We start from the raw sequence: 23291 nt of genomic DNA on the forward strand, positions 1-23291 counted from the left end.
GCCGCAGACCGCCTCCCCTTCCTCACCACTCCGCCACGCTGCCGTCCGCATGGCGCCAGAGCGGATTCCGCCACCGATGACCGATTTCCGCCATCCGTCGCACCTGCTCTTCGTTAACCTCGATGCCAAGCCCCGGGCCTTGCGGGATCGCCACGCAGCCGTCCTCGTAATGGAACACCGACCGGTCCGCAACATAGTCCAGCAGGTCGTTGCCTTGATTGTAATGAATGCCGAGACTCTGCTCCTGAATAAAAGCGTTGTGGCACGTCGCGTCCACCTGGAGACACGCGGCCAGGGCGATCGGTCCGAGCGGGCAGTGCGGCGCCAGCGCCACGTCGTAGGCTTCCGCCATCGACGCGATCTTCTTGCATTCGGTGATGCCGCCGGCATGGGACAGGTCCGGCTGGATGATGTCCGCATACCCGTCGGACAGCAGCCGCTTGAAGTCCCAGCGCGAGAACATCCGCTCTCCCGTCGCGATCGGGATCGACGTCGCGCCCGCGATCTCGCGGAGCGCCTCGTTGTTTTCCGGCAGCACCGGCTCCTCGATGAACATCGGCCGCAGCTCTTCGAGCGCCTTGGCCAGCACCTTGGCCATCGGCTTGTGGACGCGCCCGTGAAAGTCGATGCCGACGTCGAAGCGCGGCCCCGTCGCCTGACGCACGGCCGCCACCCGCTCGAGCACCTGGTCGATCTTGGCGTACGAGTCGACGTACTGCAGCTCCTCCGTGGCGTTCATCTTCACGGCGCCGAAGCCGGCGCGCTGCGCTTCCATGGCCGCCTGCCCCACCTCGGCCGGGCGGTCGCCGCCGATCCAGGAGTAGACGCGGATCTTGTCCCGGACGGCTCCGCCCATGAGCGCATGAATCGGAGCGCCGTGGTACTTGCCCTTGATGTCCCATAACGCTTGATCGATCCCCGCGATGGCGCTCATCAGGATGGCGCCGCCCCGGTAAAATCCGCCGCGGTACATCGTCTGCCAATGGTCCTCGATGAGCAGCGGGTTTTTGCCGAGGAGGACGTCGCCGAGCTCCCGCACCGCGGCCTCGACCGTGTGGGCCTTGCCTTCGACGATCGGCTCGCCCCAGCCGGTAATCCCTTCGTCGGTCTCGATCTTGAGGAACAGCCAGCGGGGAGGAACGATAAACGTTTCCAGCTTCGTGATTTTCATCGGATTTGAGCTCCTTTGGATTGAAGTGGGCTTAACGCGTCCAACCAAATGGTCGAAATCGTCGCGATCGGCGCCGGCACTAGGACCAAGCCTGCTTCACGGCGGCGATCATGTCTTGGATGTGGGATTTCATCAGCAGGCGCGCCTGCTCCGGCTGCCGCTCCTCGATGGCGATGGCGATCAGCGAATGGTAGTGCCGTGCCTTCTCGCTCATGAGAGGCAGCCGGTCCGTATCGCGCCGTCCCTTCGCGGACAAATCGGAAACGACCTCCAGCATCTGGGCGAGCAGCGGATTGTTCGCCGCCTCGGCGATAGTCCGGTGAAACGCGACGTCGGTCGCGAAATGGTCGCCGCCGTCCCGCATCTCCTCGGCCATCCGATCCGCCAGTTGGCGGATCTGGCGAGCTTGCGGCGTCGTCGCCCGCTCGGCGCAAAAAGCCGCAAGCTCCGGCTCGAGCACGAGCCTCGCCTCCAGCAGCTGCAGGAGCGAGCTGCTCGTCAGCTCGCGAAGCTTGCCGGCCGGATCGGCCGCCAAGGCGGGGTCGTGCCGCAGGAAGATGCCGCGTCCGTGCTCGATGCTGACGACGCCCTGCGTCTCGAGCACGCGAAGCGCTTCGCGGACGGCCGTCACGCTAGTGCCGAATTCCTGCGCGAGCTGCGGCATCGTCGGCAGTCGGTCGCCGGGCCGCCATTCGCCGGCTTCGATCTTGCGCCGCGCCCGCTCGATGATGGCCTCGTGGGCAAGCTTTTTCATCGCATGCGGTCCTTTCTTCTGACTTTAAAAGATATGATCTTTATAATAAAATAATATGATCTATTTTGATCGATGTAAAGCGCTTTCTACTTCCCGCAACCGCGAAAAAAAGACCGACGGATGCAGGGACAGCCCCTGCTCCGCCGGTCTTCGCCGATCTTCCGATTACAAACTCAGCTCCAAAATGCGCTTCACGTCTTCCTTCTCCAGCTTTTTGAACGATCCGATCGCGCCGTAGCGGACGGCTTCCTCCGCCATCCGGTCCAGTTGGTCGGCGCCGATGTCCAGCTCGCCGAGCGTCGCGGGAGCGCCGATGCGCGTGAAGTAGTCGCGCGTCGCCTGGATGCCCGCCCGTGCGATCTCGTCGTCGCTCTTGCCCGCGGGATCGACGTTCCAGACGCGCACCGCGAACTGGACGAAACGGTCGACGCGCGCTTGGTAGACGTACTTCATCCAGTTCGGGAAAATGATCGCGAGCCCCGCGCCGTGCGGGATGTCGTAGATCGCGCTCACCTCGTGCTCGATGCCGTGCGTCGCCCAGTCCGTCACGACCCCGTTCAGCAGCGTGCCGTTCAGCGCGTAGGTGCCGGCAAGCAGCAGGTTGGCGCGTGCATCGTAGTCGGAGCCGTTCTCGATCGCCTTTTCCCCGTTCTCGATGACCGTCTGCAGCACCGATTCCGCGAACCGCTCCTGGAGCGGCGTGTTCGTCGTCTTGGAGAAATACTGCTCGAACACGTGCGACATGATATCCACGATGCCGTTGACCGTCTGGTCGCGGGGCACGGTGAACGTCAGCTCCGGATCGAGAATGGAGAACTTCGGATAGACCAGCTTGCTCCCGAGCCCTCGCTTCAGCTTCTCTTCCCAATTCGAGATGACGGCGTTGCCGTTCATCTCCGACCCGGTCGCGGCCAGCGTCAGTACCGTTCCGAGCGGGAGGGCGTCCTCGATCCGCGCCTTGCCGGTGCAGAAGTCCCACGCGTCTCCGTCGTATTTCGCGCCCGCGGCGATCGCCTTGGCCGCGTCGATGACGCTGCCGCCGCCGACCGGCAGGATGAATTCGATGTTTTCGCGCCGGCAGATGTCGACGCCTCTATGTACCGACGACAGCCGCGGATTCGGCTCGATGCCGGACAGCTCGTGGACGGTCGCTCCGATGCCGGCCAGCTGCGCCAACACCTGGTCGTAAAGCCCCGAACGCTTGATGCTGCCGCCGCCGTAGACGAGCAGGATGCGGGTGCCGTAGGGCCGGACGAGCTCGCCGAGCCGCGTGACCGTGTCCTTGCCGAAGACGAGCTTGGTCGGATTGTACAATTCGAAGTTGTTCATGGAAGGTGGCCTCCTGTCTACGATTCGTGGATCACCGCCGCTTCCGCGAAAGCTTCCTTCAACAGTTCGAAGGAGCGCAGACGCTTCGCGGCGTCCTTCACCGAAGCGATCGCGACGATCTCCCCGACGCCGCAACGCTCGGCCAATGCCGATACTTGCCGGAATACCGATTCCTTCGTCCCATGGACGACGTATGCCTGCTCCACTTCGATCCGGAACGGCTCTTCGGCCTGCCGTCCGTATTCCTCGGCGTGCGCGACGCTGCCCACAGTTATCGTACGGCCGCTCTCGAGCCAGATCCGCACGACCTTGTAGTCGTCGGAGAGGCGGCGCGCTTCGTCCTCGGTATCGGCTACGATGACCGGCAGCGAGAGGATCGACTCGGGCGACGAATCCGCGAAGCCGCTCGGCCGGAAGGCCTCGCGGTAAACGCGGATCGCCGCCTCCGCCTCATCGGGGTCGCCGTTGATGAACTGTGCGAAGACATAGGGCAGTCCGAGACTCCCCGCCGTCCGCGCGCTCGAGACGCTTGCGCCGAGCAGGATGAGGTCTGCCGGGTGGTCCGGCACGGGGCTCGCCACGAGTCCCGCGAAAGGACTATCCGCCTCGACGCGATCGTGGAGGAATTGTCGCAGCTCGCCGATCTTGTCCGGCAGCGGCTGGGCGTCGGAATGCCCCTTTTGCAGCGCCTTCATCGACAGGGGCAGCCCACCCGGCGTCCGGCCGATGCCGAGGTCGACGCGGCCCGGAGCCAGCGAGGCCAGGACGTTGAAGTTTTCCGCAACCTTGTATGGACTGTAGTGCTGCAGCATGACGCCGCCGGAGCCGACGCGGATCCGTTCCGTCAAAGCCAGCAGATGCGAGATGAGCACCTCCGGCGACGAGCCCGCCACCAGGTTCGAATCGTGGTGCTCCGAGACCCAGAAGCGATGGTAGCCCCACCGATCCGCGAGCCGGGCGAGCTCGATCGTATGGCGCAGCGCATCGGCGGCGCCCTCGCCGGGACCGATGACCGACTGGTCCAGGATGCTTAGTTTGATCGCCACTTGGGGACCTCCTCTATTATACAATTCCGATGGTTGAGAAGCCATTCCCGAGCGCGGCGGACGCGTCGCCCGTCAGGTTCGCGCCTGGCCGCTCGCCGCTTTCTCGTAGCGCGTCGTCGGGTGCGGTAGATGAAAGTGCTCCCGCAGCGTCGAGCCCTCGTATTCCGTCCGGAACAGTCCTCGCGCTTGCAAAATCGGCACCACGTGGTCGACGAAGTCCTCAAGACCGTCCGGCAGCTGCGGCGCCATCAGCATAAAGCCGTCGGCCGCCCGGTCCAGGAACCACTCCTCGAGCGTATTCGCGATTTTCTCCGGCGTGCCGACAAGATGATCCCCGCTGAACGAGCCGGTAAGCAGGGAGTAAACTTGGCGCAGCGTCGGATTTTCCCGGGAAATGACGGCTTTGTGCTTTTTGTAATCGGATTTGGCCAGATCCAGTTCGCCCAGCCCTGCCTCGCTTGCGCGGGCGTCCAACGTCAGCCCGGTAAAGTCGACGCCCGGGAAATAATCCCGCAAAAAGCCGAATCCCGTCTCCTCGGAGATGAGCGACTCCAGCGCGGACAGCTTTGCCCGGGCTTCGGCCTCCGTCGCCCCGATGACGGGCGAGATGCCCTGGAGAATATAGACGTCGTCCGGCGAGCGGCCGAAAGATGCGACCTTCTCCTTGAATTCGCGGTAATAGGCCTGAGCGTCGGATTTGTTGTATTTGATGGAAAAGGCGATCTCCGCCACCCGCGCGGAAAACTGCTGCCCGGGACCGGAGTTGCCGGCCTGCACGAGGACGGGGTGACCTTGCGGGGAAGGCCCGATGTTGAGCGGTCCCTCGACGGAGAAAAAATCTCCCCGGTGATTCAGGCGATGCAGCTTGCCGCGGTCGAAAAACACGCCCGATTCCTTGTCACGAACGAATGCGTCCGGCTCCCACGAGTCCCACAGCCCGCGCACGACGTCGATGAATTCCTCCGCCCGCTTGTAGCGGTATTCGTGCTCGTAATGATCCGAGCCCCCGAAGTTGCGGGCCGTATTGCCGGACAGGTCCCGCGTCGTGACGATGTTCCAGCCGGCGCGGCCTTTGCTGATGTGGTCGACGGACATGATAAGCCGCGCCATGTTGAACGGTTCGATGTACGAGGTCGAAGCGGTGGCGACGACGCCGATCTTCGAGGTCGCGGAGGCGAGCGCGGCGATGAGCGTGATCGGCTCGAACCGGTTCAGGATGTTCGGGTGCGACGCTTCGTTGATGGCGAGACTGTCCGCGATGAAGGCGATGTCGAATTTGCCGCGTTCGGCGGTTTGCGCGAGATGCCGGTAAAAGTCGATGTCGATGCTCGCTCCCGCATGGGCCTGCGGCGTGCGCCAGGAAGCGACGTGCATCCCCGTCCCGACGAGATAGGCGGACAGCTTGATCTGGCGGCCGCTTGCGCGTGGCTTGGTCATATGACTTTCCTCCCCATTCCGTCCCAAACGAAAAGACACCCGTCTCCCGAGGCGCGGGAGAGGGTGCCTTTGGCGGTCCAATCGGCACGGATCATTATCCGAGTTATTCGGTTGGAATTATTTCTTTCACTTTACCACTCGCGCCTGGGAGCGTCAACGGCGAATTCTCGCCGTCCCTTATTTCAAATCCACGACTCTCCCGGTAATGACGCCCATGTCGTCTCTCGAGAAGATAAGCGCCTTGAACCGCTTGCCGTCGCCGCTGAACTGGACCGCATTCGTATCGCCGGTCTGGCCTTCCTCGAACAGATCGGCGACGGGGAGACGGGCGCTCCAGCCGTCATATTCGTATTGAATCCACCCTTTGTCGTCATAGGTGACCACTTGAACCGAATCCGGAATGACGGTGCCCTCGGGAATTTTGTTCCTCAGCTTCTCGATCTGACCGGCCAAGTCCGCCGCCTCGTCCGACGCTTCACCGGCAGGCTCGCCGGTCGACTGTTGTTCCGGCTGCAGAAGCTGGCGCAGATAGGCCTCCGCTTTGGCAGGATCGGCTTTGGCTCTGTCCAGCGGCAGGTCGAACAGCGCCGAGACGCCCTTGTAGTCCTTTCTCGGGGTGATGACGCCTGTCTGATCATCGTAATCGAATGCGTCTTTGTTAAAGAACGGGGAGCCGCTGCTGATGGCGAGGTACGCTCCGCGGTCCGCGAACATCTCCACGCCGTCGCACTCGATCAGCCTGTACATGATGCCGTCCAGCACCGTTTCGCCGTAGCCGCCATTCATCGTGACAATGTTGACCTGCCACGGCTTCAAGCCTTTAATGAGCGGGGAGACGAAGAAAGGCTCCTGCCCGTAGGACGGATCGCTCGTGGCAGGCATGGGGCTGCCGTCCTGGCGGGCGATGGAGACAACCGCGTACGTCCGTTCGGGGCGAATGTCGTGCGACGGACCGTCCAGCTCCCGCAGCCCCGCGCCGGAGACGATGCCGTGGAGCGTCAAGTTGTAGCCTCCCGACGCGACCGTTTGGTTGATCGGAACCGCGTCCGCGCTCCGGAACGCGGCGGCCAGCCCCCGCTCGCCGAGACGTTCGGCCACCTGCTGCGAACTGTACAGCTTGGCGGCCGCAAACGCCGTCACGGACATGCACAGCGTAAGAACGGCGACCATCGCCGCGACCGACAGCCGTTTGCGACGGACGCGGCGCGCCGCCTTCCCTTCCCGAATCCGCTGCAGGACGCTGCGGTTCAATTGTTCGTCGGGCTCCGCCGCCGGCGCCAGCGCCTGCCGGAGCAGCCCGTCCCACTTCTCTTGATCGTTCATCTCGTTTCGACCTCCAACCGCTTTTTCATCTTCATCCGTGCCTTGTGAAGCCTGCTCTTGACCGTGCCCGACGGGATGCGCAGCGCCGCTGCGATCTCGTCGATGGACATGTCCGCGGTATAGTGCATGTACAACGGTATTTTCAGCTTGTCTTCCAAGCCGTCGACGGCGGCTTGGACCGCGCCGCGCAGCTCCCGGGACAGCACCTCGTGCTCCAGGGCAACCGTCGCGTTCGTCGCGGCGTTCCCGCCCGCCGCTTCATCGAACGCGGCCGTGGGCGCGATTCTGCGTCTCCATGCCCATTTCCGGCGGCTGTTTTTGCGCAGCCGGATCGCGATGGCGACGAGGAATCCTTTGGCGTTCCGGTCCGCGTCCATGCGATGTCGCAGCTCCACGGCTTTGAGGAACGTCTCTTGATAGAGATCGTCCGCGTCCGCCTTGTTGCCCGCGAGCTTGTAGCAAAAACCGTAGAGCGCTTTGCCGTGCAGACGGACAAGCTCGCTCAGCTCTTCGATTTCCAATGGGCTGCTCCTTTCTGAATGGCCATTCGCCTATGTATTGTCATAACTCTACGATGGGTTCGCGGACGGCGTTCCATTTCTTGCGGCGGATGGCGGACGCCTCTGCCATGAGCGGCACAACAGATGATGAAGAATGGGGTAGGGAAGACGCGTGGAGTCGGGTTTGCGGAGGCTGTAGCGAAAGTTTCTTTCGTTGCGGCGGAGGCGCCGGGGTTTGCGGTACCTTTTTCTAACAAAAAGAAGCCGCCCTCTCGACCGGAATCGGCCGTACAGGGACAGCTTCTCCTTGCGCGGCGCGTCTGCTTCGCTATCCGCTATGCCGTGTGCGCCCGATACTGCTCCGCCGTGAGCAGCCGGCCGAGCGCTTCTTCCGTCTCGACTTCGACCTCTAACTCCGCGATCCAGCCCTCGTCGTAGGGCGACTCATTCACCCGCTCGGGGTGTTCGATCAGCGCCTCGTTCACCCGCACGACTTTGCCGGCGACCGGGCTGTACAGCTCCGAGACCGTCTTCACCGACTCGATCGCGCCGACGCTCGCTCCCGCTTCGACCGCCGCGCCGACCTCCGGCAGCTCCACGAAGACGATGTCGCCCAGCTGGCTTTGGGCGTGATCCGTGATGCCGATCCGGACGATCCCCCCTCCGGCCTCCGCCAACGCCCACTCGTGCTCCTCGGAATACCGCAATCCCTCTCGAATTTCGCTCATCGCGTTTCCTCCGTTTCCTGTGCGATTATTGAACAAATAAAAGCCCCGTCATGCGAAACTCACTCGCAATGGCAGTTCAGCACCGGCCGCCGCGCGGCCGTCGCCTCGTCGAGCCGCTTCACGATCGTCGTATGCGGCGCCTGCAGCAGCAGATCCGGCTCCTCCTCCGCTTCCCGGGCGATCCGGATCATGACGTCGATAAAGCCGTCGAGCGTTTCCTTGCTCTCCGTCTCCGTCGGCTCGATCATGATGCACTCCTCTACGTTCAGCGGAAAGTAAACCGTCGGCGGATGATAGCCGAAGTCCAGCAACCGCTTGGCGACGTCCAGCGTGCGGACGCCGAACGCCCGAAGCCGCTTGCCCGACAGGACGAACTCGTGCTTGCAAACGCCGGGATAGGCCACCTCGTAATAAGGCGCCAACCGGTGCATCATATAGTTCGCGTTCAGCACGGCGCACTCGGACACGCGCCGCAGTCCCGCGGGGCCGTAGCTGCGGATATAGGCGTACGCCCGCACGAGGATGCCGAAGTTGCCGTAGTAGGGCTTCACCCGGCCGATCGACCGCGGGCGATCCTCGTCCCAGTAGTACGTGCCGTCGCCGCGGCGGCCGACGACCGGCTTCGGCAGGAACGGGGCGAGGCGCGCCTTGACGCCGACCGGTCCCGCTCCCGGGCCGCCGCCGCCGTGGGGCGTGCTCATCGTCTTGTGCAGATTCAGGTGCACGACGTCGAAGCCCATGTCGCCGGGCCTGGCGATCCCCATGATCGCATTGGAGTTGGCGCCGTCGTAGTAGAGCAGCCCGCCGGCCTCATGCACGATGCGCGCGATCTCGGCGATCTGCGATTCGAACCGGCCGAGCGTGTTCGGGTTGGTCAGCATGAGCGCCGCCGTATCGGCTCCGGCCGCCGCCCGAAGCGCGTCCAGATCGACGAGTCCCGACGCGTCCGAAGGGATCGTGATCGTCTCGAACCCCGCGGCCGTCGCGCTCGACGGATTCGTCCCGTGCGAGCTGTCCGGCACGATGACTTTGGTCCTCGTCTCTCCCCGGCTTTCATGATAGGCGCGGATGAGCATGAGCCCGGTCCACTCGCCGTGCGCGCCCGCCGCGGGCTGCAGCGTCACCTCGTCCATGCCGGTGAGCGCCGCCAGATCGCGCTGAAGCGTGTAGAGCAGCTCCATGGCGCCCTGCAAGCTCTCCTCCGGTTGATACGGATGGATTTTGGCGAAGCCGGGGAGGCGCGCGGCGTCCTCGTTCAGCTTCGGATTGTACTTCATCGTGCAGGAGCCGAGCGGGTAAAAGCCGTTGTCCACGCCGAAGTTGCGCCGAGACAGCTCCGTATAATGCCGGATGACGTCAACCTCGTACACCTCCGGCAGCGCCGCCGGCTCCGTGCGCAGCAGCCGCGCCGGAACGACCGACGAGGCTTCCACCTCCGGCACGTCGCACGCGGGCAGCGAGTAGGCGACCCGCCCGGGCTTGCTCATCTCGAAGATCAGCGCTTTGTCTCGATGGCCGCTCATAGGCTCGCCTCCCATGCTTGGACGAATCCGTCGATCTCTTCTCTCGTTCTCCGTTCGGTGACGGCGACCAGCAGATGTCCGGACAGTTCGGGGTAGGTCCGGCCCAGGTCATAGCCGCCCCAATAACCCGCGGCCAGCAGCTTCGCCTGAAACGCGGCGACGTCCGTGCCGGCCGGCAGCTTTACGGCGAACTCGTTAAAGATCGGCGACGGGAACGCGATCTCCACGCCCGGCAAGGCGCCGAGCCGGCCGAGCGCGTAGCGGGCTTTGCTCAAATTGAGCGAAGCGACCTCGCGGATGCCCGCCCGTCCCATGACGGACAAGTAGACCGAAGCGCACAGCGCGAGCAGCGCCTGGTTGGAGCAGATGTTGGACGTCGCCTTCTCCCGGCGGATATGCTGCTCCCGCGCCTGAAGGGTGAGCACGAAGCCGCGACGGCCCTCGGAATCCGTCGTCTGGCCGACGATCCGCCCGGGCATCCGGCGCATGAGCGCCTCCGTGACCGCGAAAAAGCCGCAGGTTGGGCCGCCGAGCGACATCGGGATGCCGAGCGGCTGCGCATCGCCGACGACAATGTCGGCGCCGAGCGCGCCCGGCGACTCCAACAATCCGAGGGAGAGCGGGTTCACGCTCGTCACGAGCAGGCCGCGCCGGTCGTGAACAAGCGCCTCGATCGCGGGGATGTCCTCAAGGCAGCCGAAGAAGTTCGGCGTTTGCACGAGGACCGCCGCCGTTTCCGCGTCGACGGCGGCGGCCAGCGCCCCGAGATCGGTGACGCCGTCCGCGCAGCCGACCTCGACGATCTCGAGCCCTTGACCGCGCGCCGAAGTGCGCAAAATATCGCGGGCTTCCGGGTGGACGGCGCGGGAGACGACGATCCGCTTGCGCTTCGTCGCGCCGCTTGCGAGCGCCGCCGCTTCGGCGAGCGCGGTCGCACCGTCGTACATGCTGGCGTTGGCGACCTTCATGCCGGTCAGCTCGCAGATATAGGACTGGAACTCGAAGATCGCCTGCAGCTCGCCCTGGCTGATCTCCGGCTGGTAAGGCGTGTAGGCGGTGTAGAACTCCGAGCGGGAGATGACATGCTGGATGACGACCGGAATGTGATGATCGTAAATGCCGGCCCCAAGAAAGCTGACGTGGCGGTCGGCATCCGCGTTGCGATCCGAGAGCGCCCGCAGATGCCGGAGCAGACCGGCTTCGTCCAGCGCACCCGACATCGGGAGCTCGCCGGAATAGCGGACGGACGCCGGGATGTCGGCGAACAGGTCCTCCGTCGAGGACGCCCCGATCACGGCCAGCATGTCGGACTCGTCCTGCGCGGTCATCGGCAGATAGCGGTGTCGCTTCATGTGCGGCCTCCTCCTTCGACTAGCTGCCGTCTGTAAAACGGCGTCGCGACCACGGCCGCACGGAGCCGCTTGTCGCGGATCTCGACTTCGACCTCGGTACCCCGCGCCGCGTAGGCTGCTTCGACAAGCGCGAGCCCGATGCTTCGCTTCAGCGTCGGCGACTGGGTGCCCGACGTGATCGCCCCGATCTGCCGCCCTTCCGCGTACACGGGATAGTCCGCGCGGGGAATGCCGCGGTCCAACAGCTCCACGCCGACCAGCTTGCGCGGCACGCCATCCTCCTGCTGCCTGGCGAGCGCCTCCCGGCCGACGAACCCGCCTTCCTTGGCCAGCTTCACAAACGGCGAGAGCCCCGCCTCCAGCGGCGTGATCTCCTCCGTCAGCTCATGGCCGTACAGCGGCAGGCGCGCCTCCAGGCGCAGCGTATCCCGCGCCCCGAGCCCGACCGGCAGGAGGCCGTCCGGCGCGCCGGCTTGCAGCAGACCGTCCCAGACGCGCAGCGCGTCGCCGGCGTCCACGTAGATCTCGAAGCCGTCCTCGCCGGTATAGCCCGTGCGCGAGACCAGCGCCCGGACGCCGCATACGCGCGCGTCCGGGACGAAGCGGAACGGCGCCAGCTCCGCGACACGCGCCTCCGCCGCCCGCGACAGGATCCGCTCGGCCAGCGGCCCCTGCAGGGCAAGCAGCGCCGTGTCGTCCGACCGGTCTCGGAGCGTGACGTCCCCCTCCAGATGCCGGCGCAGCCAGGCTGCATCCGCTTGCGTATTCGCCGCGTTCACCACGAGCCCATACCGGTCCTGCGCGAGCTTGTAGACGAGCAGGTCGTCGATCACCCCTCCGTCCGGCTTGCAGAACAGCGTATACTGCGCCTGCCCGATCGCGAGCCGGGAGACGTCGTTCGTCGTTAGCCGCTGAAGGAGCCGCTCCGCATCCCGGCCCGTCACCTCCAGCTCGCCCATATGGGATACGTCGAACAGCCCTGCCCGCGTGCGTACCGCCTCATGCTCCTGCTGGATGCCGTAAAACTGCACCGGCATCTCCCAGCCGCCAAAATCGATGCATCTGGCCGCCGGGTAATCCGCGTACCGGGGGTACAGCGGCGTTCTTCGCGCTTCGCTCATTCGCTCACCTCGTCGTCGTAGTGGCACCGCCCCGATGGACGCAAAAAAAGGACAGGCAAAAAACGTCGCGCGCTTCGCCATTGGCGCGAAACGCGTCGTTCTTCGCTCTGTCCTTGGTACCTGAGAGTTGCCTTGCGGTGCCGGTCGCACTCGGGAACGGTCCACCGCAAGTATCCCCTTGGGTGATCCCGCGCGCGGGATGCTCTCCAGAGGCGCGTCCGGCAGAGGTCCTTTTGCCTGAGAGATTCACCTTTCGGCTTACTCCTTCGGCGCCGCCCCTTCATGCAGGCAATCTCTCCCGCTGCCTTCATCCGCTTATTCATTTGTCTTCCTCAGTCTATGCGGCGCACGAGCCCGCGTCAAGCAAATCCTTACAGTTCTGCCACGCCCCGAACGACCGTTAGACGATCAAGCTGCTGATCGCGAAGCTGGTGCCTATGTAGACGCAAGCCAGCAGGATGCCGACGGCGACGTTGCCCTTCTGCAGATGCTCGGACAGCTTGAGCCCCGGCGTCGCCCAATCGAACACCCAGTATGCAAGGACAAGACAAACGTAGCCGACCGCGAACCAAAGCATCATGTGCCAAATCGAGCTGTTCGTGTAAGCCGACACGCCGAGCACGATCGCCGTGGACATAAATTTGCCGCCCATCGCCAGCCCGACGGCCGCATTGCCCCGTTTCAGTTCCTCCAGATCGTTAAAGGGCGTCATCCAGTTGAAGACGACCATGCCGATCAGCTGCAAAACGATGATGACGACGACGCTGATCCCTATATCGACCACGATCACGCGGCCCACCCCCGAAACTTGGCATACGCCAAATCATAATGGCTATAATCGTGCACTTCCTCCAAAACGACGCCGACCTTCTTCAGGGGCTTCAGCTTCGCATAGCGGTCCTCGTCGATCGGCTGCTTCACGATCTGGCCGGAAGGGAGCTGAAGAATGGCGAACTCGCGCGCCGTGCCCTGATAGGTCGTCTTGTAGACACCGATCAGATCGACCTCGGTCTTCAGATCCAGCTTCAGCTCCGCCAGATCCGCTTCTCCCGCCGTCTTCGTCTTGTACGACTTGATCGGCTTCCAGGACGTCAGCGTGATGTCGGCGCGGTTGTCCGCCCCAGCCTTCAGGACGGCGCCCATATACGACAACACCCAAATCTTGTCGCCGGTCCCGTAGTTGTCGTCGTTCGGCATGAGCTCGTTTCCCGGAAGCAAGGTCATATCCCCGCCGATCAGGTCGCCTACCGTCGCCTCGGTCAGCTGATAATCCCACGGGACCGTCTCGTCCGCGTCGCCCGCGCTTTTGCCCGTCAGCTTGCTCGCCCAAGACAGCGCCGAAAAACCTTCGCGCTTGGCACAGGCGTTCACGAAGATGCCTAAAACGACGATGCAAAGGATGCCGACCACGAGAATCGGGACGATCCGCGAGGAAGAGGACGGGCCTTGCCGCCGCGGCTGGCCCTGGTTCCAATGGTTGCTCATTTATCTCACTCCCAGCGCTACAAAATGGCTCGCGTTGCCCGTGATCGGCCCGCCGGCCCGGCCCAGCAGGCCGCACGGCTCTCCGTTGATCACGAACTGGCCGACCAGCAGATGGAATACGCCATTCGCCAGCGTCACCTGCGCCAGCTCCGCCCGCTTCTGATACACGAGGGGGAAAAGCCCGCTCGTGTCGAAGCCGTCCACGTCCTTCGTCTCGAGCCGGCCCTCCGCGTCGAAGAGCGAGACGGAGCCGCCTTCTCGTCCGAACATGGACTTGGAGACGAAGCTGCCGTCGAACACGGCTTTGTTGTACGTCGGCAGCATATAGCGGCCGATCGTCTCCCGCTCCGCCGGGGTGAAGACAAGCCCCAACTCGTACAGCCCCCAGATGAGCGCCTGCAGCCCTTTGGACTGAAGCAGGATCGCGTGCGGCGGGTTGAACAGCTGCAGCCGCTCCGTCTCCAGCGCGTAGGCGAGGGCGTCGCCGCCTTCGTCCACGGCCATCCATTCCTTCGGATAGAGGGCGAACATCCGGCGAATTTCGCGGCCCTCCGAGCCCCGGAGCACCCCTTCGTCCACCCACAGATCGAGGCAATCCTCGCGAACGACGTCAAGTCCGCTATGTCGAACGAGCATGTCGATCGTGCCCGTGTCCTCCAGGTGGCTGCCGTAGCCGACGCAGGCCGCCGTGTCCGGCCGCTCCTCGGCCCAGGCAGCCCGCACCAGCTCCGCCATCCGCCCGTTCGGCGAGCGGACGCCGTACTGTTCGCAGAGCCACGGCGTCGCGACAGCGGCTTCCGCATACCCGGTCGGGGTGTCGGCGTTCAGCTCCAGCAGCTTGATGTCCCCGCCCGACGAGATGGCAAAGTCGAACCGGGCGTACCGGCTCAGCAGCCCTTCCGGCGCCATCGCCAGCTTGTCGAGGCTCTGCCACAGCACCTCGGGAACGCCGATCATCGCGTACAGATCGTGCCGGCCGCGGACGAACCGGGCCGACTTGTCGAAAATCCGCCACAGCCGCTCCGCCGCTGCCGTCAGCTCCTCCTGCTTCGGCGCGGCGAGGACGACGAGCTGATCCGTCCAATACGCCTCGTCCTCCAGGTCCGCCCAGCCGAAGCCCATCTCGCCGAGCCGGGCCACGCGCGACGCGCGGTCGGGATGAGGGACCCCGACGACGTCGAACACCACGGCGCTCAACCGCCAAACCCGCCCGAGGACTTCGAGCTCGATCCCGACGAGCCGAAGCCGCTGGACTTGCCGCCGATGCCGCCCTTCGAGGAAGAAGTGGAACGGCGCGTGATCGATCCGCTTGAGTCCGACGTCTTCGGCCGGACGGCCGATCCGACGACCGCCTTGTTGCGGAAGGCGTCGTCTCCGTACGCGCGGGGCTTGAAGGCCGTGCCGTTTTTCGCGTCGTAGACGGGGTGGCTGTTGTAGTAGGTGCCTGAGGAGTAGGAGCCGCCGCGGTTGAAAATCAAGTGGTACAAAAGCAAATCGTTCCAGCCGAAGCCGGACGCGTACGTATGATGAACGACTGTGGCGTGACCCCCGGAACCGCCAGAATCGCCTTGGTCCGCGCCGCCGTCTTCCTCCTCCTCTTCCCCGGGCAGCGGGATGTTCCAATCGACGGCCGGATCGAAGTAGGCCTTGACGGCTTCCGACGACCATTCGGTCAGCACCGGCGTTTCGGCCGCCGCGGAAGGGCTCGCTTGCGCGGATTCGGCCGACGCCGGATGCGGCGTGCCCGCCGCATACAAGGCGTTCGCGAGCAGCGCAACGCCGAGCGATGTCGACAGCACCCGCAGCGGCTTGCCGTCCGGCGCGAGCGGCAGCGGCAGCTTGGCCCCGCCGGTTTTGTCTTCCTCCTGCGTCATCTCTCTCATCTCCCCGTCAGATCGATTGTCCATGCCTTACGGCGGCCAGAAGCAGCTCGATCGATTGCGCGTCCACGTTCAGCCGGCCCTCCAGCGTCTCGTATTCCTTCCCGCCTACGGTCAGGTAGTTGACGTGGTGCAGGGCGGCCAGCATGTCCGCCGACCAGTAACGCTCGTCGATCTTCACGATGTCCCCGCCCGGCTGCTTTTCCAGCAGATGGACCGTAATCCCTTTTTCCAATCCGATTTCCTCCTCTTCCGGAAAAAAGCGCATGCCAATCATACGCATGATACCCGAACCCTGTTTCACTGCCAAGCGAAAAAGAGCCCGTCCCCCGGGATGGGCTTGCGATCCGCGGAAGAATGACCCGTGACCTGCCGTCTCCGGTTAACGGCGGACGACGGCCGTCCCCGAGAGGAGATCGTAGACCGTGCGTCTGCCGCGGTTGGTATAAGGGCTCAACAGATAAAGCAAAACCAACCCGTAGACGACGCCTAATAGCGCGTAAATGACGGCTGCCGGCGTATTGGAGGGAAGCGCCATCCGCCACACCGTAAAGTGAGCCAGCTCCCAAGGCAGAAATTTGAGAGCGGAGCGCAGGAGCGAGCGGCCGAGTCCGATGTCCCCTCCCCCGGCGCGGACGACCGCAAGCCCGCATTTTCGTTTGCCCCAAGTGGCATGGGCGCCCCGCCCTTCGCAAATCGCGAAGTACAGCAGCACCGGAAGCGTGAGCAGCGCGAACCCGGCCAGCTCCGCCCGGACCGGTCCTGCCGAGAACCACCCGGCCAGGTGGGAACGAGCCACGGAAGACAATCCGGAAAGCAGAACGAGATACCCGGCGATGATCAAGTAATCCCACAAAAACGCCCGCAAACGCGCGCCGACCGGCGCGAGGCCGGCTTGAGACTTTATTTGCATCGAATTCCCTCCATGGATGAAACAAATGGAAATGTCCCGTACGCGAATGTCCTTCATTACGCTCATAAGCGTCCGCCGCTCGGGCACCCTATTGGCATCATACGGAAAAGGAGGGAATTCGTCCATGGCCAAACAGCAAGGGCACGGCAACAAAAACACGACGACCCGATCGTCCGACAAAAAGGGCAACTCGTCCGGCAACAACCACTGAGCAGGCGGAACCTTCGTCCCGGAGCGCATCACGAGCGGTTCCTAGCGGCTGCGGCGGTCCGGCGGGACGGCAAAAAATCCCGGCGCGAATCGGGCCGGGACAGGCAAAAAGCGGGATGCGGCGCATCCCGCTTTTTGGCGTATGGCTGGTTCAGGAGGAGGACCGGTCGAACAGCCGGGCGTAGCGGCCGTAGCCTTCCTTCTCCAGGTCTTCGGCCGGGATGAACCGGAGCGCCGCGGAGTTAATGCAGTACCGCAATCCGCCCTCTTCCGGCGGCCCGTCGTTAAAGACGTGTCCGAGGTGCGAGTCGGCCTCGCGGCTGCGGACTTCGGTGCGGAACATGTTGTGGCTGAAGTCTTCCTCTTCCTTGACGCTGCCTTCGTCGATCGGGCGCGTGAAGCTCGGCCAGCCGCAGCCGGAATCGTATTTGTCGCGCGAGCTGAACAGCGGCGTGCCGGAAACGATGTCGACGTACAGCCCTTCGCGGTGATTGTCCCAGAACTCGTTGCGGAACGGGGGCTCCGTCGCGCTGTTCTGCGTGACCTCGTATTGGATCGGCGTCAGCCGATCCTTCAGCTCGGCCTTGTCCTTGTCGGTGCGCCAATGCTCCTTCAGGAACGCGTCGCGGCCGGAGCCTTTGCGGTACATCTTGTAGCGCAGCGGATTTTTCTTGTGGTAGTCCTGATGGTACTCCTCCGCCGGGTAAAAGACGCCCGCGGGCTCGACGGCGACGACGATCGGTCGGTCGAAGCGGCCGCTCTCCTGGAGCGCTTGCTTGGTCGCCTCGGCCTGCTGGCGCTGCGACTCGTTATGATAAAAGATCGCCGGACGATAGGATTCGCCCCGGTCGAAAAACTGCCCGCCCGCATCCGTCGGATCGACCGACTGCCAGTAGATGTCCAGCAGCTTGGCGTACGGAAACACTTCCGGATCGAACGCGATCTGCACGGCCTCCGCATGGCCAGTCGTCTCGGAGCACACCTGCTCGTAGGTCGGATTTTCCACATGGCCGCCGGTATAGCCCGATACGATTCCAAGAATGCCCGGCAGTTCCTCGAACGGCGTCACCATGCACCAGAAACACCCGCCCGCGAATGTCGCGAGCTCCTTTTGCCCTTGTTCGCTCATCTGTTCTCCCTCGCTTCCTTCTCCTTGATGGATCTCTGTCCCTCTATTGTAACAAAGAAGGAGCGAAGGTACACCTTCGCTCCCGGACGGCCCGACGGCGGCCGCCATGCCTATTTTTTGTGCATCTTGAACTCGAGGAACAGCTCGTTGTAGTGCGAAAGCATTTTTTTGCCCAGATTGGCGTACACCTCGAGCTTGTCCGTGATCTCGGGCTTCGGGTAAAACCGCTCGTCGCTCGCGATCTCCTCCGGCAAATACTTCATCGCTTCGGCGTTCGGCGTCGCGTAGCCGACGTACTCGGCGTTCCGGGCGGCATGCTTCGGATCGAGCATGAAGTTGATGAAGCGGTGCGCCCCCTCGATGTTGCGCGCCGTCTTCGGGATGACCATGTTGTCGAACCACAGGTTGGACCCTTCCTTCGGAATGACGTAGTCCAGCTTGTCGTTCTCGTCCATGATCTCCGAGGCGTCGCCGGACCAGACGAGCCCGACGGCGGCTTCCTCGTTGGCGAGCAGCATCTTGATCTCGTCGCCGACGAGCGCCTTCACGTTGGGCGTCAGCGTCTTGAGCTTGCGCAGCGCCTCCTGAAGGTGGTCCTCGTTACGATCGTTCAACGAATAGCCAAGGCTGTTCAGCCCCATCCCGATCACCTCTCGCGCGCTGTCGACGAGCAGGATGTTGTTTTTCAACGACGGATCCCACAGATCCTGCCAGCTGTCGAACTTCAAATCGCCGACGAGCTCGGGGTTGTAGACGATGCCGACCGTCCCCCAGAAGTACGGGATCGAATAGGCGTTGCCCGGATCGAAGTCCAGATCGAGGTAGCGCGGATCGATGTACTTCAGATTGGGCAGCTTCGCGTGATCGAGCGGCAGCAGCAGGTTGTCGGCCTTCATCTTGCTGATCGCGTACTCGGACGGGATGCTCACGTCGAAGGTCGTGCCGCCCTGGGCGATCTTGGTCATCATCGCTTCGTTGGAGTCGAATGTTTGGTAGATGACCTTGATGCCCGTCTCCTTCTCGAATTCGGAGATCAGCGCGGGATCGATGTAGTCGCCCCAGTTGTAGACGGTCAGCGTGTTCGCGCCCGAGTAGCCCTGCGACTTGTTCAGCGCGGAAACGGCGTACATCAGGCCGAAGGCGACGACCAGGACGGCAAGGAACAGACGGACGAGCTCCTTCATTTCGGCACCCCCACCCCGAGCCGTTTGGCGCTCCTGCGGTTCAGCCAGTAGTAACCGAGGACGACCAGCACCGTGAACAGGAAGATGAGCGTCGACAGCGCGTTGATCGACAGGGAGATGCCTTGGCGCGCCCGCGAGTAAATTTCGACCGACAAGGTCGAAAAGCCGTTGCCCGTCACGAAAAACGTCACGGCGAAGTCGTCCAGCGAATAGGTCAACGCCATGAAAAAGCCCGCGAAGATGCCCGGCTTGATGAACGGCACGACGACCCGCGTCAGCACCTGCCAGCCGTTCGCGCCGAGATCCCGCGCCGCGTCGAGGAGCGACGGGCTCATCTCCTGCAGCTTGGGCAGCACCATGAGCACGACGATCGGCACGCTGAAAGCGATGTGCGACAGCAGCACGGACGTGAAGCCGAGCTTGATGCCCGCCATCGTGAACAGGATGAGGAACGAGGCGCCGATGATGACGTCGGGGCTGACGATCAGCACGTTGTTCATCGAAAGGAGCGAGTTCTGCGCCCTGCGGCTGCGAACGCGGCGGATAGCCAACGCTCCGAGCACGCCGAGGATCGTCGAGATCGCCGACGAGAGCAGGGCGATGATCACCGTGTTCAGCACGATGATGAGTAGGCGGGTATCCCGGAACACTTCGCCGTAGTATTCGAGCGTAAAGCCTTCGTACCCGTGCATCGACCCGCCGCTGTTGAACGAATAGTACACCAGATAGAAGATCGGGGCGTACAAAATGACGAAGATGGCGGCCAAATAAACGGAGGACGCGCGCTTCGACTTTTTCATCGGGCGCCTCCCTTCTGCCGCTTGCCGGTGACGATCATGATGACGACCATCGCGAGAATCAGGAAGACCGCGATCGCCGCCCCCATGCCCCAGTCCTGCGTCACGAGAAAGTGCTGCTCGATCGCCGTGCCGAGCGTGATGACGCGGTTGCCCGCGACGAGGCGCGTGATCATGAACAGCGACAGCGCCGGGATGAAGACGGCCTGGCAGCCGGCCTTGACCCCGTCCAGCGTCAGCGGGAACACGACCCGCCGGAACGTCGTCCAGGCCGAAGCGCCCAGGTCCCGCGCCGCGAAGACGAGCGACGGGCTCAGATCCTCCAGGGCGTTGTAGATCGGCAGGATCATGAACGGGATAAAGATGTACACCGAGACGAAGACGAAGCTGAAGTCCGTAAACAAAATTTGGTGCCGGCCGATGCCGAGCGTCTCGAGCACGCCGTTGACGAAGCCGTACGTGCCGAAGATGCCCAGGAAGGCGTACACCTTGAGCAGCAGGTTGACCCAGCTTGGCAGAATGAGCAGCAGCAGCCACAGCTGCTTATGCTTCATCCGGGTGAGCGCATACGCCGCCGGATAGGCCACGAGCAGCGAGAAGACGGTGATCAGCAGCGCGTACCAGATCGAGCTGGCCGTCATGCGCAAGTAGATCGGCGTCAGGAACTTGCCGTAATTGCCAAGCGTGAACTGACCTTCGACGTCGAAAAAGGAATCGTAGACGATGAGCGCGATCGGGATGACGATGAACAGCGCCATCCACAGCAAGTACGGGACGAGATAGACGTTGCGCGCTCTATTGGTCATGTCCGCTCTCCTCGTACGCGAGGAGCCGCTTGTCGAACTCCTCTTCGGTTTCGCCGAAGCGCATGACGTGGATCGCCTCGGGGTCGAAGTCGAGTCCGATCCGCACGCCGACCTCGACCTTCTTGGTCGAGTGCACCATCCACTCGTTGCCCGCCTCGTCGTAACCCACGATCTCGTAGTGCACCCCGCGGAACAGCTGCGTGTCGACCTTCACCTGCAGCTTGCCCCGTTCCGGCGTCGTGATCTCGAGGTCCTCGGGACGGATGACGATCTCGACCGGCTCGTTCGGGCGCAGGCCGCCGTCGACGCATTCGAACGTCTGGTCCGCGAACCGGACGACGTAGTCCTCCACCATGTGGCCCGGCACGATGTTCGACTCCCCGATGAAGTCCGCGACGAACCGGTTGATCGGCTCGTCGTAGATGTCGGTAGGCGAGCCGCTCTGCTGGATCGTGCCCTCCTTCATGACGAAGATCTCGTCCGACATGGCCAGCGCTTCCTCCTGGTCGTGGGTGACGAAAATAAAGGTGATGCCGAGCCGCCGCTGCAGCTCGCGCAGCTCGTATTGCATCTCCGTGCGCAGCTTCAGGTCGAGCGCGGAGAGGGGCTCGTCCAGCAGCAGCACCTGGGGCTCGTTCACGATCGCCCGCGCGATCGCGACGCGCTGCCGCTGCCCGCCGGACAGCTCCGTAATCTCCCGCTTCTCGTAGCCTTTGAGATTGACGAAGCGCAGCGCCTCCAGCACTTTGGCTTCGATCTCCGCCTGCTTCATCTTCTTGATGCGCAGGCCGAAGGCGACGTTCTCGAAGACGTTCAGATGCGGGAACAGCGCGTAATCCTGGAACACCGTATTGACGAGACGCTCGTTCGCCGGGACGCGGTTGATCACCTTGCCGTCGAACAGGATCCCGCCTTCCGAGGGCTCCATGAATCCCGCGATCAGCCGCAGAATCGTCGTCTTGCCGCAGCCCGAAGGGCCGAGCAGCGTATAGAACTTGCCGCGCTCGATCTCGAAGCTGACGGACTTCAGCACCGTTTCGCCGTCGTCGTAGCGCTTGGTGACTTGTTCAAACCGGATGATCGGTTGATCGATAGACATGTATAATTCCCACCTAACAAGTAGTCGCTAGATACCATTATCGCCTTTTACCCGCCTTTGGCAACCTTAAAGGACGAAAAAAGCGGATGGGTCGGCGATTTTCGCGGTTTCGCTCGTTTTTGCGCGGGTGGGAACCGGTGGAAACCCCTCCTGCGGCTCTTGTAGCCTAGGCGGCGCTGTGATTTCATATAAGGAAACGGATCGGGCGACCGGAGCCTGGAGAGGGGGAGAGGAGCGATGAAAAAGCTTACGCAAGCCCAGGCGGAAGCGCTCCGCTATACGCGAGCCTCCGCGGCGCCGCTGCAGACTCGGGCGCAGGAGAGCATCGCGGAGATTTGCGCCCGCGCGGGCGTCTCTGCCGAGGAAGGGATCGGGATCTTGAGCGGGATCGGGCGGCGCGCCCGCGTCACGCTGAATTTTCACCCGGACCGCTTGCTGCCCGAAGGGATCAGCGTGGCGGAAGGGATGCTGCGGTCTGGACGATACCGCAGCCAGTTCGAGACGCGCGTGACGAACGGCAGCCGGACCGCCTACCCCGGCGGAGATCGGGACCGCTGGGAACGGCAGCTGTTCGGCGGCGCGTACCATGCGCCCGATGCGGGGGGCGATTCGCGGCCCAAGTACGGCGCGCTCCATCTGCTGCGCCATGCGGACGGGGCCGCCCCCCGCTTCGGTTCTTGCTACGTTATTCTGCGCCCGGAGGTCTCGGACCGGTGCACGTTTACGTTGGGCGACAGCCACCTCGGACCCGAGCACGTCGGCACGCGCGACACGCTTCTGCCGCTGCTCGCCGCGCTGCTGCGGCGGATCGAGGCGGATCGCGCCGCCCTCGGCGTCGCTCCGCTGGATCCGGGCGCGTTCCTGGAGCTTCTGCGCGCCGCTTCGACCGAACGCCTCAATCCGGGCGCCGGCCCGGTCGGCCGCGCGCTGGACGACTACATCGAAGCGCAGGTCCACGGGGAGATCGACCTGGCTTCCGACGTGGAAGCGCTCGTCGCCGATCCCTCCTACCGGGGCACGGATACCGGTGCCGCGCTGGCCGACATGGCGGCACGGTATGGGTTCGGCCTCCGCTGGCACGCCGGCTTCCGGCTGGAGACGGCGCGCGTGCCGGACGACTTCCGGGGACCGGCCATGCCGCCCTTCGCCCGCCGCGTGGACCTTGTCGCGGCCGCGCCCGGCTGGCTCGACGCGGCCGCGATCGGGCGCGCCGCGGCATCGGCGTTTCGCGAGCCCGAGCGCTGGCAGGATTGGGCTCCGCCGGACGAGACGTTCCAGCACTTCAAGCAGCTCTGGCACGTCCTCGTGCGGTTCGGGCATAGCGTGGGACAAGATGGTGGGAGTTAGTCGAAAAAATCGACTATTGTGCATCTCCCCCTCCGCTAAGGTCACCGCGCGCCCGACGCTGCCTTTTTGTGCTCCGGCAGCTCGTTGTTCGCGATCATTTCGCCGGATAATGGCGGTTAACGAACACTTCGGCGACTCCTGTCGGCTATCGGAAACT

The 23291-nt window shown here is 63.8% G+C and carries 23 protein-coding genes and 2 riboswitches; of the genes, 1 reads left to right on the plus strand and 22 read right to left on the minus strand.

From position 1 onward, the window contains the following. Window positions 1–22: 22 nt before the first annotated feature. The 22 genes from dgoD to LKX83_RS24205 all read right to left on the minus strand — a co-directional run bounded on the left by dgoD (window position 23) and on the right by LKX83_RS24205 (window position 21787). Window positions 23–1171 carry a galactonate dehydratase gene (gene dgoD / locus LKX83_RS24100; protein ID WP_227885388.1) on the minus strand — a complete coding sequence of 383 codons (1149 nt, stop codon included), beginning with the start codon at window positions 1169–1171 and terminating at the stop codon, window positions 23–25. 79 nt (window positions 1172–1250) lie between these two features. Further along, window positions 1251–1925: a FadR/GntR family transcriptional regulator gene (locus LKX83_RS24105; RefSeq protein WP_227885389.1), complete on the minus strand. Its 675-nt coding sequence runs from the start codon at window positions 1923–1925 to the stop codon at window positions 1251–1253. A gap of 165 nt (window positions 1926–2090) precedes the next feature. Beyond that, window positions 2091–3254 carry an iron-containing alcohol dehydrogenase gene (locus LKX83_RS24110; protein ID WP_227885390.1) on the minus strand — a complete coding sequence of 388 codons (1164 nt, stop codon included), beginning with the start codon at window positions 3252–3254 and terminating at the stop codon, window positions 2091–2093. Between the two features lie 17 nt (window positions 3255–3271). Further along, on the minus strand, window positions 3272–4300 hold the full coding sequence (locus LKX83_RS24115) for an LLM class flavin-dependent oxidoreductase (protein WP_227885391.1): 1029 nt from the start codon (window positions 4298–4300) through the stop codon (window positions 3272–3274). A gap of 72 nt (window positions 4301–4372) precedes the next feature. Continuing rightward, a complete protein-coding gene (locus tag LKX83_RS24120; RefSeq protein ID WP_227885392.1) occupies window positions 4373–5737 on the minus strand; it encodes an LLM class flavin-dependent oxidoreductase in 1365 nt (454 codons plus the stop codon). Between the two features lie 177 nt (window positions 5738–5914). Further along, window positions 5915–7060: a hypothetical protein gene (locus tag LKX83_RS24125; protein WP_227885393.1), complete on the minus strand. Its 1146-nt coding sequence runs from the start codon at window positions 7058–7060 to the stop codon at window positions 5915–5917. Further along, on the minus strand, window positions 7057–7581 hold the full coding sequence (locus LKX83_RS24130) for an RNA polymerase sigma factor (protein WP_227885394.1): 525 nt from the start codon (window positions 7579–7581) through the stop codon (window positions 7057–7059). Before LKX83_RS24130 ends, LKX83_RS24125 begins: the two co-directional genes overlap by 4 nt. Before the next feature lie 314 nt (window positions 7582–7895). After that, the gene (gene gcvH / locus LKX83_RS24135) at window positions 7896–8288 is read right to left on the minus strand and encodes a glycine cleavage system protein GcvH (protein WP_227885395.1); all 393 of its coding nucleotides are present in this window, start codon (window positions 8286–8288) and stop codon (window positions 7896–7898) included. A 59-nt stretch (window positions 8289–8347) separates the two neighbouring features. After that, a complete protein-coding gene (gene gcvPB / locus LKX83_RS24140) occupies window positions 8348–9811 on the minus strand; it encodes an aminomethyl-transferring glycine dehydrogenase subunit GcvPB (protein ID WP_227885396.1) in 1464 nt (487 codons plus the stop codon). After that, the gene (gcvPA, locus tag LKX83_RS24145) at window positions 9808–11163 is read right to left on the minus strand and encodes an aminomethyl-transferring glycine dehydrogenase subunit GcvPA (protein WP_227885397.1); all 1356 of its coding nucleotides are present in this window, start codon (window positions 11161–11163) and stop codon (window positions 9808–9810) included. The genes gcvPB and gcvPA overlap by 4 nt, the downstream gene beginning before the upstream one ends. Continuing rightward, on the minus strand, window positions 11160–12284 hold the full coding sequence (gene gcvT, locus LKX83_RS24150) for a glycine cleavage system aminomethyltransferase GcvT (protein ID WP_227885398.1): 1125 nt from the start codon (window positions 12282–12284) through the stop codon (window positions 11160–11162). Before gcvT ends, gcvPA begins: the two co-directional genes overlap by 4 nt. Before the next feature lie 105 nt (window positions 12285–12389). Continuing rightward, window positions 12390–12496: riboswitch (glycine riboswitch) on the minus strand. A 3-nt stretch (window positions 12497–12499) separates the two neighbouring features. Then, a riboswitch (glycine riboswitch) is annotated at window positions 12500–12595 on the minus strand. Between the two features lie 89 nt (window positions 12596–12684). Beyond that, complete coding sequence (locus tag LKX83_RS24155) at window positions 12685–13074, minus strand: DUF350 domain-containing protein (protein WP_227885399.1); 390 nt, start codon at window positions 13072–13074, stop codon at window positions 12685–12687. Continuing rightward, entirely contained in the window at window positions 13071–13769 is a 699-nt protein-coding gene (locus LKX83_RS24160; protein ID WP_227885400.1) for a hypothetical protein, read from the minus strand. The genes LKX83_RS24155 and LKX83_RS24160 overlap by 4 nt, the downstream gene beginning before the upstream one ends. Continuing rightward, the gene (locus tag LKX83_RS24165) at window positions 13770–14966 is read right to left on the minus strand and encodes a glutathionylspermidine synthase family protein (protein WP_227885401.1); all 1197 of its coding nucleotides are present in this window, start codon (window positions 14964–14966) and stop codon (window positions 13770–13772) included. Then, window positions 14963–15643, minus strand: a complete 681-nt coding sequence (locus tag LKX83_RS24170; RefSeq protein ID WP_227885402.1) for a hypothetical protein — start codon at window positions 15641–15643, stop codon at window positions 14963–14965. Before LKX83_RS24170 ends, LKX83_RS24165 begins: the two co-directional genes overlap by 4 nt. A 16-nt stretch (window positions 15644–15659) precedes the next feature. Continuing rightward, window positions 15660–15884, minus strand: a complete 225-nt coding sequence (locus tag LKX83_RS24175; protein ID WP_227885403.1) for a hypothetical protein — start codon at window positions 15882–15884, stop codon at window positions 15660–15662. A 147-nt stretch (window positions 15885–16031) separates the two neighbouring features. Further along, on the minus strand, window positions 16032–16562 hold the full coding sequence (locus tag LKX83_RS24180; protein WP_227885404.1) for an RDD family protein: 531 nt from the start codon (window positions 16560–16562) through the stop codon (window positions 16032–16034). 361 nt (window positions 16563–16923) lie between these two features. Then, window positions 16924–17901: a peptide-methionine (R)-S-oxide reductase MsrB gene (msrB, locus tag LKX83_RS24185; RefSeq protein ID WP_227885405.1), complete on the minus strand. Its 978-nt coding sequence runs from the start codon at window positions 17899–17901 to the stop codon at window positions 16924–16926. 110 nt (window positions 17902–18011) lie between these two features. Then, window positions 18012–19085, minus strand: a complete 1074-nt coding sequence (locus LKX83_RS24190) for an ABC transporter substrate-binding protein (RefSeq protein ID WP_227885406.1) — start codon at window positions 19083–19085, stop codon at window positions 18012–18014. Then, window positions 19082–19885: an ABC transporter permease gene (locus LKX83_RS24195; protein ID WP_227885407.1), complete on the minus strand. Its 804-nt coding sequence runs from the start codon at window positions 19883–19885 to the stop codon at window positions 19082–19084. Before LKX83_RS24195 ends, LKX83_RS24190 begins: the two co-directional genes overlap by 4 nt. Then, the gene (locus tag LKX83_RS24200; RefSeq protein WP_227885408.1) at window positions 19882–20688 is read right to left on the minus strand and encodes an ABC transporter permease; all 807 of its coding nucleotides are present in this window, start codon (window positions 20686–20688) and stop codon (window positions 19882–19884) included. The genes LKX83_RS24195 and LKX83_RS24200 overlap by 4 nt, the downstream gene beginning before the upstream one ends. Then, window positions 20678–21787, minus strand: coding sequence for an ABC transporter ATP-binding protein (locus LKX83_RS24205; protein WP_227885409.1), 1110 nt, complete (start codon window positions 21785–21787; stop codon window positions 20678–20680). Before LKX83_RS24205 ends, LKX83_RS24200 begins: the two co-directional genes overlap by 11 nt. A 237-nt stretch (window positions 21788–22024) precedes the next feature. On the opposite strand from LKX83_RS24205, the gene LKX83_RS24210 reads away from it, so the two are divergent. Then, entirely contained in the window at window positions 22025–23134 is a 1110-nt protein-coding gene (locus LKX83_RS24210) for a DUF3626 domain-containing protein (protein WP_227885410.1), read from the plus strand. Window positions 23135–23291: the final 157 nt, after the last annotated feature.

This window comes from Cohnella baijiui, from assembly GCF_020731285.1.
Classification (GTDB): domain Bacteria; phylum Bacillota; class Bacilli; order Paenibacillales; family Paenibacillaceae; genus Cohnella.